Source organism: Phycicoccus duodecadis (genome assembly GCF_002846495.1).
Lineage (GTDB): Bacteria > Actinomycetota > Actinomycetes > Actinomycetales > Dermatophilaceae > Phycicoccus > Phycicoccus duodecadis.
Genome location: NZ_PJNE01000001.1, coordinates 163766 through 179640, shown reverse-complemented (window position 1 = coordinate 179640; position 15875 = coordinate 163766). Strand labels below are relative to the sequence as shown.

At 74.6% G+C, this 15875-nt stretch carries 12 protein-coding genes; 6 read left to right on the top strand and 6 right to left on the bottom strand.

Going from position 1 to position 15875, the window contains the following annotated elements:
- The first annotated feature begins 71 nt into the window (after positions 1-71).
- The gene (gcvP, locus tag ATL31_RS00855; protein ID WP_101394105.1) at positions 72-2948 is read left to right on the top strand and encodes an aminomethyl-transferring glycine dehydrogenase; all 2877 of its coding nucleotides are present in this window, start codon (positions 72-74) and stop codon (positions 2946-2948) included.
- A 43-nt stretch (positions 2949-2991) separates the two neighbouring features.
- On the opposite strand, the gene ATL31_RS00850 is transcribed toward gcvP, so the two are convergent.
- Positions 2992-6015 carry an AAA family ATPase gene (locus tag ATL31_RS00850; protein WP_101394104.1) on the bottom strand — a complete coding sequence of 1008 codons (3024 nt, stop codon included), beginning with the start codon at positions 6013-6015 and terminating at the stop codon, positions 2992-2994.
- Positions 6012-7187 (bottom strand): exonuclease SbcCD subunit D, encoded by a 1176-nt coding sequence (locus ATL31_RS00845; RefSeq protein WP_101394103.1) that lies wholly within the window; start codon positions 7185-7187, stop codon positions 6012-6014. The genes ATL31_RS00850 and ATL31_RS00845 overlap by 4 nt, the downstream gene beginning before the upstream one ends.
- Positions 7188-7280: 93 nt before the next feature.
- Here ATL31_RS00845 and ATL31_RS00840 point away from each other — a divergent pair, with 93 nt between their 5' ends.
- Positions 7281-8762 (top strand): glutamate-cysteine ligase family protein, encoded by a 1482-nt coding sequence (locus tag ATL31_RS00840; RefSeq protein ID WP_101394102.1) that lies wholly within the window; start codon positions 7281-7283, stop codon positions 8760-8762.
- On the opposite strand, the gene ATL31_RS00835 is transcribed toward ATL31_RS00840, so the two are convergent.
- Positions 8759-9367, bottom strand: coding sequence for a histidine phosphatase family protein (locus ATL31_RS00835; protein ID WP_101394101.1), 609 nt, complete (start codon positions 9365-9367; stop codon positions 8759-8761). The two genes, ATL31_RS00840 and ATL31_RS00835, sit on opposite strands and share 4 nt — an antisense overlap.
- Before the next feature lie 29 nt (positions 9368-9396).
- Here ATL31_RS00835 and ATL31_RS00830 point away from each other — a divergent pair, with 29 nt between their 5' ends.
- The 3 genes from ATL31_RS00830 to ATL31_RS00820 are packed head-to-tail and all read left to right on the top strand — an operon-like array spanning position 9397 to position 11504.
- A complete protein-coding gene (locus ATL31_RS00830) occupies positions 9397-9927 on the top strand; it encodes an OsmC family protein (RefSeq protein WP_245861811.1) in 531 nt (176 codons plus the stop codon).
- 59 nt (positions 9928-9986) lie between these two features.
- Positions 9987-10874, top strand: a complete 888-nt coding sequence (locus ATL31_RS00825) for a hypothetical protein (RefSeq protein ID WP_101394100.1) — start codon at positions 9987-9989, stop codon at positions 10872-10874.
- A 9-nt stretch (positions 10875-10883) separates the two neighbouring features.
- On the top strand, positions 10884-11504 hold the full coding sequence (locus ATL31_RS00820; protein WP_101394099.1) for an L-threonylcarbamoyladenylate synthase: 621 nt from the start codon (positions 10884-10886) through the stop codon (positions 11502-11504).
- Positions 11505-11520: 16 nt separating this feature from the next.
- On the opposite strand, the gene ATL31_RS00815 is transcribed toward ATL31_RS00820, so the two are convergent.
- The 3 genes from ATL31_RS00815 to ATL31_RS00805 form a co-directional block, all read right to left on the bottom strand.
- Positions 11521-12360: a DUF1028 domain-containing protein gene (locus ATL31_RS00815; protein WP_101394098.1), complete on the bottom strand. Its 840-nt coding sequence runs from the start codon at positions 12358-12360 to the stop codon at positions 11521-11523.
- Between the two features lie 15 nt (positions 12361-12375).
- Positions 12376-13746, bottom strand: coding sequence for a ferredoxin reductase family protein (locus ATL31_RS00810; protein WP_101394097.1), 1371 nt, complete (start codon positions 13744-13746; stop codon positions 12376-12378).
- A gap of 95 nt (positions 13747-13841) precedes the next feature.
- Complete coding sequence (locus tag ATL31_RS00805) at positions 13842-14978, bottom strand: methyltransferase domain-containing protein (RefSeq protein WP_101394096.1); 1137 nt, start codon at positions 14976-14978, stop codon at positions 13842-13844.
- A 97-nt stretch (positions 14979-15075) separates the two neighbouring features.
- Between ATL31_RS00805 and ATL31_RS00800 the strand changes: the two genes are divergently transcribed.
- The gene (locus ATL31_RS00800; protein ID WP_101394095.1) at positions 15076-15867 is read left to right on the top strand and encodes a transporter substrate-binding domain-containing protein; all 792 of its coding nucleotides are present in this window, start codon (positions 15076-15078) and stop codon (positions 15865-15867) included.
- Positions 15868-15875: the final 8 nt, after the last annotated feature.

The following is a 15875-nucleotide window of genomic DNA, read 5'->3' as shown; positions in this document are numbered from 1 at the left end:
ACCTCTGGAGGCCGTACGGCTCGACAGAGGGGGAGGACGTCGACGTCGTCTGCCCCCGCCCGGAGGTCCCCGTGAGCACGCCCATCCTTCCCGACTTCGCCGGTCGCCACATCGGCCCGCGCGAGTCCGACCTCGCCGGCATGCTCAAGGTGGTCGGTGTCGACTCCCTCGAGCATCTGGTCGAGACGGCGGTGCCCGGCGGCATCCGCGCCGTCACCGAGCTCGACATCGAGCCGGCCGCGTCCGAGGCCGCGGTCCTGGCCGAGCTGCGCGGGGTCGCCGCCCGCAACCGGGTGCTCACCTCGCTGATCGGCCTCGGCTACTACGGCACGCTCACACCGGCCGTCATCCAGCGGGGCGTCCTCGAGAACCCTGCCTGGTACACCGCCTACACGCCCTACCAGCCCGAGATCTCCCAGGGCCGCCTCGAGGCACTGCTCAACTTCCAGACCATGGTCTCGGACCTCACGGGCCTGCCCATCGCGGGTGCCTCGCTGCTCGACGAGGCGACCGCCGCCGCCGAGGCGATGACGCTGATGCGCCGAGGCTCCAAGGCCCCGGCCGACGCGGTGCTGCTGGTCGACGAGGCCGTCTTCCCGCAGACCCTGGCCGTCGTGCGCACGCGCGCCGTGCCGCTCGACCTCCCCCTGGTGGTGGCCGACCTGCGCGAGGTGACCACCGCGGACGCGCTGCGAGCCGCCGCCGGCGGCCGCGAGGTGTTCGGGGTGCTGGTGCAGTACCCCGCGCTCGACGGGCGCCTGAACGACCACCGCGCGCTGGCCGAGGCCGCCCACGAGGTCGGCGCCCTGGTCACCGCTGCGGCCGACCTGCTCGCGCTGACCCTCGCCACGCCGCCGGGGGAGTGGGGCGCCGACATCGCGGTGGGCACGACGCAGCGGTTCGGGGTGCCGATGGGCTTCGGCGGCCCGCACGCCGGTTACATGAGCGTGCGCCCCGGGCTCGAGCGGACCCTGCCCGGCCGCCTGGTCGGGGTGTCGGTCGACGCCGACGGTGCGCCGGCCTACCGGCTCGCCCTGCAGACCCGTGAGCAGCACATCCGCCGTGAGAAGGCGACCTCCAACATCTGCACCGCGCAGGTGCTCCTGGCCGTCATGGCCAGCATGTACGCCGTCTACCACGGCGCCGACGGTCTCCGGGCGATCGCGCTCCGGGTGCACGCCCACGCCCGGACCCTGGCCGAGGCGCTGCGCGCCGGCGGCCTCGAGGTGCTCGACGGGCCGGTGTTCGACACCGTCGCCGTGCGCGCACCGGGCCGCGCCGGCGACCTGGTCGCCGGGGCCCTGGCCCAGGGCGTGAACCTGTGGCAGCACGACGACGACACGGTGCTGGTGAGCCTGGACGAGACCACCGACCTGATGGTCCTGGGCAAGGTCTGCCGGGGGCTGGGCGTCCCGGCGCCCGACGCCGTCGAGCTCGCCGCGCCGGCGTGGCCCGAGGCGCTGGTGCGCGGCAGCGAGTACCTGACCCACCCGGTGTTCTCGGCGCACCGCTCCGAGACCGCGATGCTGCGCTACCTGCGCCGGCTCGCCGACCGCGACTTCGCCCTCGACCGCGGGATGATCCCGCTCGGCTCCTGCACCATGAAGCTCAACGCGACGACCGAGATGGCCGCGGTCACCTGGCCCGAGTTCGCCCACCTGCACCCGTTCGCCCCCCACGAGCAGACCCGCGGCATCCGCGGCCTCGTCGACGAGCTGTCGGCCTGGCTGTGCGAGATCACCGGCTACGACGCGGTCTCGCTGCAGCCCAACGCCGGCTCCCAGGGTGAGCTCGCCGGGCTGCTGGCGATCGCCGCCTACCACCGGGCCAACGGAGACGACGAGCGCCGGGTGTGCCTCATCCCGGCCAGCGCGCACGGCACCAACGCCGCCAGCGCCGTCATGGCCGGGATGCGGGTGGTCGTGGTCAGGACCGACCCGATCAGCGGCAACGTCGACCTGGACGACCTCAAGGCCAAGGTCGAGGAGCACCGAGAGCAGCTCGCGGCGATCATGGTCACCTACCCCTCCACGCACGGGGTGTTCGAGGACACCATCACCGACCTGTGCGCGATGGTGCACGACGCGGGCGGCCAGGTGTACGTCGACGGGGCGAACCTCAACGCCCTCGTCGGCGTGGCGCGGCCCGGCCACTTCGGTGCCGACGTCTCGCACCTGAACCTGCACAAGACCTTCTGCATCCCGCACGGCGGCGGCGGCCCCGGGGTGGGTCCGGTCGCGTGCCGCGAGCACCTGGCGCCGTTCCTGCCCAACCACCCGCTCGACCCGGCCGCCGGCCCCGAGACCGGGGTGGGTCCGGTCTCGGCCGCACCCTACGGGTCGGCCGGCATCCTGCCGATCTCCTGGGCGTACGTGCGCCTCATGGGTGGGGCCGGCCTGCGGCGCGCCACGGAGGTGGCCGTGCTCAACGCCAACTACGTCGCGGCGCGGCTGCGGGAGCACTACCCGGTGCTGTACTCGGGCACCGACGGGCTGGTGGCGCACGAGTGCATCCTCGACGTGCGGGGCATCACCAAGGAGACGGGCGTGACCGTCGACGACGTCGCCAAGCGGCTGGTCGACTACGGCTTCCACGCCCCGACGATGTCCTTCCCGGTGGCCGGGACCCTCATGGTCGAACCCACCGAGAGCGAGGACCTCGGCGAGATCGACCGCTTCTGTGACGCGATGATCGCGATCAAGGCCGAGATCGACGAGGTCGGCGCCGGCACGGTGGCCGTGGCCGACAGTGTGCTGCGGCACGCGCCGCACACCGCGCGGTCGCTGACGACCGAGTGGGACCACCCGTACGACCGGTCGCGCGCGGCCTACCCCGTCGGCGTCGACGCCACGGCGAAGTACTGGCCGCCGGTGCGGCGCATCGACGGGGCCTACGGCGACCGGCACCTCGTGTGCTCGTGCCCGCCGCCGGAGGCGTTCGAGGACTGAGCGGCCCCCGCGCCGGACGGCTCTGCCGGTGCCCGTCGCCTGCTCAGGCGGCGGGCGCCGTCGCCCCGGCCCGCACGCTGACACCGCTGCCGGACGGGCCCTTGGTGACGACGACCTGGTGCGGGATGCGGGCCCGCAGGTCGGCGACGTGGCTGACGACACCGACGGCCCGGCCGCCCTCGCGCAGCCCGTCGAGCACGGTGAGGACCTGCTCGAGGCTGTCGTCGTCGAGGCTGCCGAAGCCTTCGTCGATGAAGAGCGTCCCGAGGTCGAGACCGCCGGCCTCCTCGCGGACGGCGTCGGCCAGGCCCAGGGCCAGGGCCAGGGAAGCCATGAACGACTCACCCCCCGAGAGGGACGCGGTGTCGCGGGCGCGCCCGGTCCACTGGTCGAGGACGCGCAGGCCCAGCCCCGAGCGCGCCCCGCGGGCCGCGCGGTCGTCGGTGTGCTCGAGCAGGTAGCGGCCGGCGCCCATGACGGCGAGCCGCTCGTTGGCCAGGATGGCGACCTTCTCGAGGCGCGCGGCGAGCACGAACGAGCTGAGCCGCATCCGCAGCGTGTTGTCGGGGCCGATGCCGCCGGCGGTGTCGGCCAGCTCGCGGATGCGTGCCTGCCGCCCGGCCTGCTCGCCGACGGCCGCGCAGGCCTCCTCGAGGACCGGGCGGAGGCGCTCGAGGGTGCGGGCGGCCCGGCGGAGCGCGTCGTGCTCGGAGCCCGCGGCGAGCACCGTGCGACGGGCGACGGCGACCGCGGCCTCGAGGTCGCCGATCGCGGGCGGCTCGGCGGCCAGGGCGGCGGTGACCTCGGCCTCGGCCAGGGCCGCCGATGCGGTGGTGCGGTCGCGCTCGTGGGCCAGCACGGCATCGCGAAGCCGGTCGGCCTCGGCCACCGGTAGCAGAGCGGCCTCGGCCCCCGCCTCGGTGTCGAAACCCGCCTCGGCCAGGGCCGAGCCGAGGTCGTCGAGGGTCGCGGTGAGCCGGGACTGCGCCGCGTCGGCGGCGTCGTGCGCGGCCGCCAGGTCCAGGAGGGCCTGGCGGACCCGGGTGTGGCGCTGCGCGTCGGGGCCCCCGCCGCAGGGGCAGCCGGCGTGGGCGCCGAGCCCGGCGGAGAGGCGGGCGGCCGTGGCCTCGACCTCGGCCGCCACCTCGACCAGCCGCTCGTCGAGGGCGGAGAGGGTGCCGGTGAGCGACTCGTACTCCCCGGCCAGGCGCTCGGCCTCGGTCCGCCGTCGCTGCAGGGCAGTGGTGGCCGCGGCCAGCGCGTGGCCCGCGGCGACCGCCTCGGTGTGCGCCGTGCGCGCCGCGACCAGCGCGGCCTCGACGTCGTCGCGGCCGGCGCCGTCGAGCACGCTCTCGCGGGTGCGGACCGCCGCGCCGAGCTCGCCGACCTCGACCTCGACGACCGACAGGGCGCTGCGGGCCGCGGCCACGACCTGCTCGGCCTCGGCCAGGTGCTCGGTGGTGACGGGGTCGGCGGCCACGGCGGCCGCCGGGTGCTCGAGGGCGCCGCACACGGGGCACGGGTCACCGTCCGAGAGGGCGGCGGCGAGCTCGGCGGCCATCCCGTCGAGGCGCCGCTGCTGCAGGTCGATGAGCGCGGCGAGCCGGCCCGACAGGTCGTCGCGCGCCGCCAGGAGACGCGGCTCGAGAGCGGCCAGCCGGGCCCGGTCGGCCTCGACCCGCTCGCACAGGGCCAGCCGGCGCTCGTGCTCGCGCACCGCGGCGGCGAGGTCGACGGCGCGCGCGCCGTCCGCCGACAGTCGGTCGACCTCGGTGGCGGCCACCTCGACCGCCTCCCGCGCGGCCGGCAGGGCGGCGTCGGCCTCGACGCGGCGCGCCTCGAGGCCGGCCCGGTGGTCCTCGCCCCGCTCGAGCCCGGCCCGCAGCTCGCGCGCGGTCACGGTGTCGCGCTGCAGCGCTGCCGAGACGTCGTCGAGCGCCTGCGCCTGTCGGGCGAGCTCGGCCACGGGCGCGGTGCCGGGGTCGGCGCCGAGGGCGTGCACGACCTGCTCCAGGGTGCCGACCTCGTGGGCGGCGGCCTGCAGCTCGGCCCGGGCTCGAGCGGCGGCGGCGAGATGACCCCGCACCCCGGCGGCGCGGTCGGCCGCGGCCAGGGCGGCGGCCCGGTCGCGGTGCTGCTCGCCGGTGCGGTCGAGCTCGGCGAGCCGGGCGCGGGCCTGCTCGCCCCGGCGGCGGTGGTCGGCGGTGGCCCGGGCCTCGGCCAGGGTGCGGGCGGCGGCGGCCTCGGCGGTCTCGGCGGCGTCCAGGGCGGTCATCGAGACGGTGAGGCGCTCGGTCAGGGACGCGGCCACCTCGGCCAGCCGCTCGGGCAGCCGCTCGACCGGCGTCTCGGCCAGGGTGGACTCCGGCTCGAGGGCCGGGCCGCCGGACGGCGGGGCCACGGCCCCGAGGACGTCGTCGAGGCGGGCGAGCTCGCCCTGGAGGCCCAGCCGTGCGCCGTCGAGGGCGGCGGCACCGTCGCGCCGGGCGTCCGCGAGCCACTGCTCGACGTCGGAGTAGACCCCGATGTCGAAGAGCCGCTCGAGGATCTCGCGACGGTCCTCGGGCGTCGCCCGCAGGAAGGCCGCGAAGTCGCCCTGCGGCAGCATCACGACGGACGAGAACTGCCGCAGCCCCATCCCGAGGACGTCGAGCACGACGTCGGCGACCTCGTCGTGGCGGGTGCTGACGGCCGCCCACCCGGCAGCGCCGCGCTCCTCGAGGACCACCGAGGGCTGGACCCTCGTGGTGCCGCCGCCGCGCTTCTTGGGGCGGTACCACTCGGGGGAGCGGGTGATGCGCAGCCGCCGGCCGCCCACGGTGGCCTCGAGCACCACCTGGGGCACGGTCTCGGGCGCGGCGTGGTCGCTGCGCAGGGCCTGCTTGCGGCGGGCCCCGGGGACGTCGGCGTAGAGCGCGAAGCAGACGGCGTCGAGCAGGCTGGTCTTGCCCGACCCGGTGGGGCCGTGGACCAGGAACAGCCCGCCGGCCGAGACCTCGTCGACGTCGACGACGACCCGCTCGGCGAAGGGACCGAAGGCCTGGACCTCGAGCCGGTGGATCCTCACGCCGCCCCCGCCGCGCGACCCGGCCGCGCCACGCCCTCGTCGTCGGTGAGCCCGCGCGCCACCCGGGAGGCCTCGACGGCCTCCGCGAGCAGGGCCCGCTCGTCGGCGTCGGCGCCCTGGCCGGCGCGCACGTGGTCGAGGAAGTCGCAGCAGACATCGACGGGCGACTCGGCCCGCACCCGCTGCGCGTAGGGCCGGAGCGGGCGGACCGCACCCTCGGGCTCGAAGCGGAGCTCGAGGGTGTGCGGGAAGCGCCGGCGCAGCCGCTCCATGGCGCCGAGGGGCCGGGAGGCGTCGGTGAGCGTGACCTGGCACCAGGCGCCCTCGGCGGCGGCGTGCCGGGGGTCGGCCAGCAGGTCGTCGAGGGTGCCGCGCAGCACGGCCAGCCGGCGGCCGACCGGGGCGTCGACCTCGTCGACGACGGCACCGGCGCCGCCGAGGTCGACCAGCAGGCCGCCCTTGCGGTGGCGCCACTCGCTGAAGGACATCGCCACCGGCGAGCCGCTGTAGCGCACGGCCTCGGAGACCCGCTGCCGCCCGTGCAGGTGCCCCAGCGCGGTGTAGTCGACGCCGTCGAAGACCTCCACCGGCACCGCCGACACCCCGCCGACCGAGATGTCGCGCTCGGAGTCGCTGGCGACGCCCCCGGAGACGAACGCGTGGGCCATGACGACCGTGCGGCCGCCCCGCGTGGCGGCGTCGGCCCGCACCCGGGCCATGGCGGCTCGCAGCACCCCGGCGTGGGTGCGCTCGGTGGCGCCGAGGTCGTCGGCGACCAGAGCCGGCTCGAGGTAGGGGAGAGGGTGGACCGCGACGTCGCCGACCATCACCGGGCGGCCGATGTCGGCGACGGTGGTGCGCAGGTGGACCCCGGCGCGCTCGAGCAGGCCCGAGGCGAAGCCGAGCCGCGTGGCCGAGTCGTGGTTGCCGCTGGAGACGACGACCCGGGCGCCGGCGTCGACCAGGCGCTCGAGGGTCTCGGACAGCAGCTGCACGGTGTCGGGGGAGGGCAGCGCACGGTCGTAGACGTCGCCGCTGACCAGCACGGCGTCGACCGCCTCGGTGCGCACGACCTCGACCAGGTGGTCGAGGTGGGCGGCCTGGGCCCCGAGCAGCCCGACACCGTGGAACGAGCGCCCCAGGTGCCAGTCGGAGGTGTGCAGCAACCGCATGGCGCCCACGCTAGGAGACCGGTCCGACAGACCCGGTGACCGAAACGCCCATCCCGGCTACCGCCCTCCCGTCCGATGTGGTTGGTTGAGCGCATGGGAGCCGAGGTCAGCGCACAGAGCTACACGCGCGAGCAGCGTCAGCGCTACCGCGAGAAGGTGCGCCAGAACCTCGACGTCTTCGAACGGATGCTGACCCAGAGCTCGTTCGAGTTCGACCGGCCGATGACCGGTCTCGAGATCGAGCTCAACCTCGTCGACGCCGACCACCAGCCGCACTTCCACAACGCCGAGGTGCTCGAGGCGATCGCCGACCCCGGCTACCAGACCGAGCTCGCGCGCTACAACATCGAGCTCAACGTGCCCCCGCGCCCGCTGCCCGGTGACGCCGCCATCGAGCTCGAGAACGACCTGCGGGCCAGCCTCAACGCCGCCGACGCCGCCGCGGCCCGCGTGGGCTCGAAGATCCTGGCCATCGGCATCCTCCCCACGATCATGCCCGAGCACTACGAGGGCGACTGGATCAGCCGCAACAACCGCTACACCGCCCTGAACGACTCGATCTTCCTGGCGCGCGGCGAGGACGTCTACCTCGACATCGAGGGCCCCACCGGCGAGCGGGTCGCCACCTTCTGCGACTCCATCGCGCCCGAGAGCGCCTGCACCTCGGTGCAGCTGCACCTGCAGGTGGCCCCCCACGAGTTCGCCAACCACTGGAACGCCGCCCAGGCCATCTCGGCGGTGCAGCTGGCGCTGGCCGCGAACAGCCCGTACTTCTTCGGCAAGCGCCTGCACGCCGAGACCCGCATCGAGCTCTTCACCCAGGCCACCGACACCCGGCCGGTCGAGCTGAAGAACCAGGGCGTGCGCCCCCGGGTGTTCTTCGGCGAGCGCTGGATCACCTCGATCTTCGACCTCTTCGAGGAGAACGTCCGCTACTTCCCGACCCTGCTGGCCGAGGTCACCGACGAGGACCCGATGGCCAAGCTCGAGGCCGGCGTGGCCCCCGACCTGGCCGAACTGCGGCTGCACAACGGCACCGTCTACCGCTGGAACCGCCCCATCTACGACATCGTCGACGGCACCCCGCACCTGCGCGTCGAGAACCGGGTGCTCCCCGCCGGCCCGACCATCGCCGACGTGCTGGCCAACGCCGCGTTCTACTACGGCGCGATCCGGGTGCTGGCCTCCGCCGACCGCCCGGTCTGGACCAAGATGAGCTTCGCCGCGTGCGAGGAGAACTTCCGCCGGGCGGCTCGCGACGGCATCGAGGCCAGGCTCTACTGGCCCGGGTTCGGCGAGGTCTCGGCCGACGAGCTCGTGCTGCGCCACCTGCTCCCCCTGGCACACGAGGGCCTCAAGGCCTGGGGGGTCTCGGACGCCGTGCGCGACCGGTTCCTCGGCATCATGGAGGGTCGGGCCACCACGGGGCTCAACGGCGCCGAGTGGCAGACCCGGTGCGTGACGCACTTCGAGGGCGAGGGTCACGAGCGGCGCGAGGCGCTGCGCCTGATGGTCGAGCGCTACGCCGGGCACATGGCCGGCAACGAGCCGGTGCACACCTGGCCGGTGCCCTAGCGGCTCGGGCCCTCGAGGTTCCAGGCCAGCACGGCCGGAACGCCGTGCTCCGCCCCGAGGACGCAGACGGCGGCCGGGCGCAGCACCAGGTGCGCGGCGAACCGCGGCTCCTGCCGCAGGGCGGTGGCCGTCAGGACGCGCAGCAGGTGACCGTGGGCCACCAGCACGACGTCACCCCCGGTGCGCGCGGCCTCGGCGCGCCGGAGCACCCGCGCCGCCCGCGCGGCCACCTCCTCGACCGTCTCGCCCGGGGTCGCGCCCGGCTCGACCCCGTCGTCGAGCACGGTCCACCCCGGGTCACCGAGCCGGGCGCGGATCTCCGGCGTCGTCATCCCCTCCCAGCGGCCGTAGTCCCACTCGAGCAGGTCGTCGTCGACCTCGGCCGCGAGCCCGGCGAGCTCGGCGGTGCGCCGGGCCCGCTCCAGCGGCGAGCACAGGGTGAGCGCCACCTCGAACCGTGCCAGGAGAGGCACCAGCGCCCGGGCGTCGGCCTCGCCGCGCTCGGTCAGGGGTACGTCGGTACGGCCGGTGTGCCGCCCCGCGGCGGACCATGCGGTCTCGCCGTGGCGTACGAGCACGAGCCGGCCGGGGGCGTCAGCGGACATGGGCGCCATCGTCGCACCCGGATGACAGGATGGACGCCGAGGCCGCCGAGGCCGCCGAGGCCGCCGAGGCCGCCGAAAGAGGGAGCACGATGACGGAGCAGGTCCAGCAGCCCGACGACACCGGTGGGACCGGCGGCACCGGCCTCGGCCACCGCAGCGTCTCGATGACCCGTCTCGAGAAGGGGCTCTACGAGGTCACGAACGCCCGGGGCGGCACCCTGCGCACCGGTGGAGGGGGCGACACCGACGACTTCACCCCGGTCGAGCTGCTCCTCGTGGCGATGGCCGCGTGCAGCGCCACCGACGTCGACTTCATCACCAGCCGGCTGGCCGAGCCGGTCGCGTTCGACGTCGAGTCCGCCGGCGAGAAGCTCAAGGACGACGGCGAGAACCACCTCGGCGACATCGAGATCACCTTCCGGGTCCGCTTCCCCGAGGGCGCCGACGGCGACCGGGCCCGCGCGCGGCTCCCACGCGCCATCGCCCAGAGCCGTGACCGGCTGTGCACGGTGTCGCGCACCGTCCAGCGCGGCGCCCCGGTCACCTACCGCGAGGCCTGACGTATCGCGGAGGCCGCCTCGCGCCTCCTGAGGGCAGCGACGTCACCGAGGAGGACCCCGTGCAGCCCGATCCCGCCCTGGGTGCGGTCAAGACCTACCGCTACCTGCGCCTGGCCCTGGTGGCCCTGGTCGTCCTCCTGTTCAGCGCCGTCACCCTCGAGTGGGTGGCCACCGGCCGCGGCTGCCTGCAGGGCTCCATCAGCGCGTACTACTACACGCCCGTGCAGTCGGTGTTCGTCGGCGTCCTCGTGACCATGGGCGTGTGCCTCGTGGCGCTGAAGGGGAACACCGAGGTCGAGGACGTCCTGCTCAACGTGGCGGGGATGCTGGCGCCGGGCGTCGCCTTCGTGCCGACGACCGAGGCCGGCACGTGTCGGTCGGTGCCCCTCGCGGCCATGGACGTGCCGAGCCGCGTCGCGAACAACATGCAGGCCCTCTTCGTCGCCGGGGCGCTCATCGGGGTGACCGTGGCCGTCATCGCGCGCCGTGACGCCGGGTCGGGGGGTCTCGGCCGCTGGGACCGCCTCGGCATCCTCGGCACGGCGGTCCTGCTCGGCGGGGGAGCGGTCTGGTTCTACGCCGCGCGCCGGTCCTTCCTCGACCACGCACACGGCTTCGCCGCCGTCCCGATGTTCGTCTGCATCGTCGGGGTCGTCTGGCTCAACGGGCGCGACGTCCGTTCGTCGATGCGCGCCGGCGTCGCCCCCGCCCGGGCCTCGCGCTACGTCGCGGCATACCGGGGCATCTCGACGCTCATGCTGGTCTCGCTCGTGGTCACCGTGGTGGTCAGCCTGGCCACCGGCTCCTCCGAGGTCGTGCTGTGGGTCGAGGTCGTCCTCATCGTGCTGTTCGCCGCCTTCTGGCTGGTGCAGACCGCCGAGCTCTGGGACCGCGGTCTGCGCCGTCGCGCAGCCGCACGGGCGCCGGGCCGGACGGCGGCGTCCTAGGCTGGCGGGGTGGCCCGCTACCTCGACGTCCACCCCGTCGACCCCCAGCCCCGCGCGATCGCGCAGACCGTCGACATCCTGCGTGCGGGTGGTCTCGTCGCCTACCCCACCGACTCGGGCTACGCCCTCGGCGCGCTCATGGGCGACCAGCAGGCCAAGGACCGCATCCGCACCATCCGCCGGCTCGACGACCGCCACCACTACACGCTGGTGTGCCGCGACTTCGCCCAGCTCGGGCAGCTGGTGCACGTCGACAACCACGTCTTCCGGGCGGTGAAGGCCGCGACCCCGGGGCCCTACACGTTCATCCTGCCGGCCACCCAGGAGGTGCCGCGGCGGCTGCTGCACGCGAAGAAGAAGACCGTGGGCGTGCGGATCCCCGAGCACCCGGTCGTCCGCGAGCTGCTGGCCGCCCTCGGTGAGCCGCTGCTGTCCTCGACGCTGATCCTGCCCGGCGAGACCGAGCCGATGACGCAGGGCTGGGAGGTCAAGGAGACCCTCGACCACGTCGTCGACGTCGTCCTGGACTCGGGGGAGTGCGGCACCGAGCCCACCACGGTGGTCGACTTCACCGGCGACCCCGCCGGCGAGGTCGTGCGCGCGGGAGCGGGCGGCTGGCCCAGCCGCTGACGCCCGCGAGCGCGCTTCACGGGCCGGTGGGCAGCCCGTCACGCAGGACGCCGAGCACGCGCGTGTCGATGCCGCCCGAGGCATGCCGGTTCTCGAGGTTGGCCTCGCCCATCCAGGCCTCCAGCGCAGCCTCCACGTCGTCGGAGACCGGGGCGTGGCCGACGGCCGCCAGGAGGGCGGCCACCTCTGCACGCAGGGGCCCCTCGAGCGGCCGGACGTCCTGGGCGGTCCCGAAGTACAGGCTCGAGAGCTGGTGCAGCCGCGCGAGCTCGTGGGGCGCCTCGGGATGGTCGTCGACCCGCAGGTCGGCCAGCACCCCGGAGGCGTCGTAGCCGGCGCCGGGGCGGCGGACGAGCAGGGCCGCGCTCTGGCGGCCGCGGGCGTCGCCGCCCGCCGCGTCACCCGCCAGGAGGACGGCGACGAGCCGCTCGTCGAGCGGCGCCCCGGCGTGCTCGTGCCAGGCCGTCTCCATGGCCTCCACGACCTGCGGCCCGACCAGGATGTTGCCCTGGATCGCGTACGCGCTCCGGCCCTCGGCGCCGGTGCGCCCACCGGCCCAGTGCAGGCACTCCGCCCCGGTGTGGGTCGCGGGCCCGTCCGGGCCGACCACCCCGACCTGGCGGTGCGCGCCCCCGTCGTCACCGGCGAGGGCCGCGGCCAGGGCCTCGGCGGTGGGCGTACCGGCGCGGAGGGCGGCCTCGAGCTCGTCGAGGTAGGCGACCCGGGCCATGGCCTGGGTCGCGATGGCGCAGTGGCCCAGGACGACCCGCGGGACGACGCTGCCGACGGCCAGGAACTTGCTCGCGACCGCCACGCCCCAGGCGTCGGCGTCACGGGCGGCGATGGAGAAGGTCATGGGGCGACCCTAAGGTCACACGACGTCGAAGAGCTCCGTGTGGATCCGGGAGCCGGGTATGCCCCGGTCGCTCACGATGCGGGTGGCGGCGGCGACCATCGGCCCGGGGCCGCACACGAACACGTCGACGCGCTCGCGCCGCCGGATCCTCGGCAGCGACCGTTCCAGGGTCTCGCGGGTGAAACGGCCCACCTCCCCCTCCCAGCCGTCGTCGGGTTCCTCGAGGATCTCGACGACCTGCAGGTCGAGGGACTCCTCGAGGTGCTCTCCGTCGGCGCGGTGCAGCAGGTCGTCGGCGGTGCGCCCGGCGACGAACAGCAGCACCGGCCGGGGGTCGTGGCGTGCGGCCAGGGTCCGCAGCATGCTCAGCATCGGGGTGATCCCGACCCCGCCGGCGATGAGGACGAATCGGTCGGAGGTGAGTCCGTCGAGGGTGAACGCCCCGTGCGGCCCGTCGAGGAAGACGTGACGGCCGGGCTTCAGCCCCGCGACCAGCTCGCTGAAGTCGCCGACCCCCTTGATGGTGAACTCCTTGCGCCACGGCTCGGTGGCGGCCGAGGCGATCGTGAACGGGTGCTCCTCGAAGACGAACGGCGAGGTGCCGATCTTGAGCCAGGCGAACTGCCCCGGCCGGAACTCGAGACCACCGTGGCCGGTGGCGTGCAGGACGAGCGTCACGGCGGTGGGGGACGCCCGGCGGACCTCGTCGACGACGTAGCGGTGCCGCAGCGAGCGCAGCGGCCGCCACACCCACCGCAACGCCAGCGCACCGACCATCAGGGTCGCCAGCCCGACGAACCAGGCACGGGCCACGGCGAACCGGGTCAGGTCGCCGAGCCACAGCACGTGCAGGGTCGTGGCGAGGAGGGCGACGTTGGCGAGGATCACGTGCCCGAGGCGCCAGCCCTCGTAGCGCGGGCGGCGGCGGCGCCGGCTGACCCCGAGCCCGACGAGGGCCAGCAGGGCCACGGTGGCGACGGAGGCGGCCCACACCCGGGGCGGGGCCGTCCGCAGGTCCAGGATGCCGAGCCCCGGGCCCGGCCGGACGACGACGGTCACGACGTGGAGGACGACGAGCCCCACGGCGGCCAGGGCCAGGGCCCGGTGGCTGCGCAGCAGGCGCTCGACTCCGAGGTACCCGGTGAGCGGTCGGAACCGGCTGGGGAGGAGGAAGGTGAGGACCAGGAGGGAGGCGGCCCCGAGGGCGGCGACGAGCGAGACGACGCGCCACACCCCCCGGTGGGCGCCGTCCGGAGCCTGCCACAGGGCCCAGACGGGCACCGCCACCCCCGCGGCGACCAGCAGCGCCCAGAGGGTGGGAGCCATCCGGCGTCGGGCGGCGCCGCCGCCGGGCGAACGGCGACCCGGACGAGTGACGACGGCCACGGCGACTCCTCCACGCACCGGACACTGAGCACGCTCCACGAGGGAGGATAGGGAGCGTCGGCCGGGCGCCGCGTCAAGGAGGCGTCAACCCCGCGTTAAGGCACCTCGACCCCGCGCCGGGCGAGCAGGAGGACGGTCTCGACGTGCCGGGTCTGCGGGAACATGTCGGCGACCCGGGCGGCCACCGGGCGCAGCGACGGCATGGCCGCGAGGTCACGCGCCAGGGTGTCGACGTTGCAGCTCGAGTAGACGACGTGGCCCGCGCTGCCGGCCTCCAGCCAACCGGCGAGGCCGGCCCCGATGCCGCGCCGCGGCGGGTTGACGACGACCAGGTCGGGGGAGGGGCCCGGTGGGGTGACGCTCGTCGCGTCACCCACGTGGAAGGTGACATCGCCGGGCGCGTCGAGCGCGGCGGCCGACGCGGCGGCCACGGCGTCGGCGGCGGTCTCAACGCCGACCACCCGCCGGCCCTCGGCGGCCAGGTGGAGGGCGAACCCGCCGACACCGCAGTAGAGGTCCCACACGGTGCGCGGCGCCGCGGCGTCCGCCCACTCGCTGGCCTGCGCGTAGAGCGCCCGCGCCACCGCCGTGTTGGTCTGGAAGAACGCGCGCGGACCCAGCCGCAGCGTCACCGCGCCGAGGCGCATCGCGAGCTCGCGCTCGTCGGTGAGGACGATCTCCTCCTCGCCCTCGAGCACCGCCTTGTGCTCCGGGTGCAGGTTGACGGTCACGACCCGGGCGGTGGGCAGGTCGGCCCGCAGCCGGGGGAGCCCGGCTCGCACGGCCTCGAGCCCCTGACGCGAGCGGACGACGAAGCGCACCAGCTGCTCGCCGTCGGGGGAGTGGGTGAGCACCACGTACTTCAGCTCGCCCGAGCGCCCGGGGACGTCATAGGGCGCGATGCCGAGCTCGGCGACGACGCGGTGCACCGCGTCGAAGGTCGCGGCCAGTCCCGGCTCGTAGAGCCCGCACTCGCGCAGGTCGACGCCGCGCCCGTCGGCATCCAGGATGCCCAGTGTCGGCGCCCCGGCGCGGCCGCCGACCACGAGCTTGGCCTTGTTGCGGAACGCGCTCTCGCGGGACCGGATCGCGGGCAGCCACTGCACCTCGGCGGCCGTCGTGCGCAGGACGTCCTCGACGTGCCGCTGCTTGTCGGCCAGCTGGCGCTCGTAGGGAGTCCCCATCAGGGAGCACGACCGGCAGGCACCGGCGTCGTAGTAGTCGCACTGCATCGAGCCACAGCCTACGGGGGCCGCAGGTGCGACACGTTGTAGAGACGAGACCTGCAGGAGCGTGACCCGGTGAGCCGACGCCCCTAGGGTGCAGGTCATGAACACGCGCCTCATGACCTCCGCCATCGCCGTGGGCACTCTCGCCCTGGGCCTCTCCGCCTGTGCCACGGACACCACGACGACCAAGAGCGGGGTGAAGGTCATCAAGGACGGGCAGCTCACCGTCTGCACCTCCCTGCCCTACGAGCCGTTCGAGTTCAAGAAGGGCAACGAGGTCGTCGGGTTCGACATGGACCTGATGAAGAAGGTGGCCGAGGCCAACGGCCTGAAGATGGCCGTCACGGTCACCGGCTTCGAGGGCATCCAGTCGGGCCAGGCGCTCAACAGCGGCACCTGCGACATCGCCGCCGCCGGCATGACGATCACCCCCGAGCGCCAGAAGGCCATCGACTTCTCCGACCCGTACTTCGACGCCACCCAGGCGCTGCTCACCAAGGACAAGAGCCTGAACTCCCTCGAGGCGCTGGCCGGGAAGTCCCTCGCGGTGATGTCGGGCACCACCGGTGAGCTCTACGCCAAGGACAAGGCGCCCAAGACCGTCGAGCTGAAGTCCTTCGAGGACCTCGGCCTGCAGACCACCGCCCTCACCACCGGCCAGGTCGACGCCGTCATCCAGGACAACGGCCCGCTGCTCGACTTCGCCAAGAAGAACCCCGACACCTTCGTGACGGCCGAGTTCCAGACCGGTGAGCAGTACGGCTTCGCGGTGCAGAAGGGCAAGAACCCCGAGCTGCTGGCCTCCATCAACAAGGTCCTCAAGGACTCCAAGGCCGACGGCAGCTACAACGCCACCTACAAGACCTGGTTCGGCACCGAGCCCAAGAGCTGATCCGTCTC

Bases quoted from the DNA above. Each gene is read 5' to 3' on its own strand.
- ATL31_RS00845 (WP_101394103.1), bottom strand. From the start codon at position 7,187: ATGCGGTTGCTGCACACCTCCGACTGGCACCTGGGGCGCTCGTTCCAC.
- ATL31_RS00840 (WP_101394102.1), top strand. From the start codon at position 7,281: ATGGGAGCCGAGGTCAGCGCACAGAGCTACACGCGCGAGCAGCGTCAG.
- ATL31_RS00835 (WP_101394101.1), bottom strand. From the start codon at position 9,367: ATGTCCGCTGACGCCCCCGGCCGGCTCGTGCTCGTACGCCACGGCGAG.
- ATL31_RS00830 (WP_245861811.1), top strand. From the start codon at position 9,397: ATGGACGCCGAGGCCGCCGAGGCCGCCGAGGCCGCCGAGGCCGCCGAA.
- ATL31_RS00815 (WP_101394098.1), bottom strand. From the start codon at position 12,360: ATGACCTTCTCCATCGCCGCCCGTGACGCCGACGCCTGGGGCGTGGCG.
- ATL31_RS00805 (WP_101394096.1), bottom strand. From the start codon at position 14,978: ATGCAGTGCGACTACTACGACGCCGGTGCCTGCCGGTCGTGCTCCCTG.
- ATL31_RS00800 (WP_101394095.1), top strand. From the start codon at position 15,076: ATGAACACGCGCCTCATGACCTCCGCCATCGCCGTGGGCACTCTCGCC.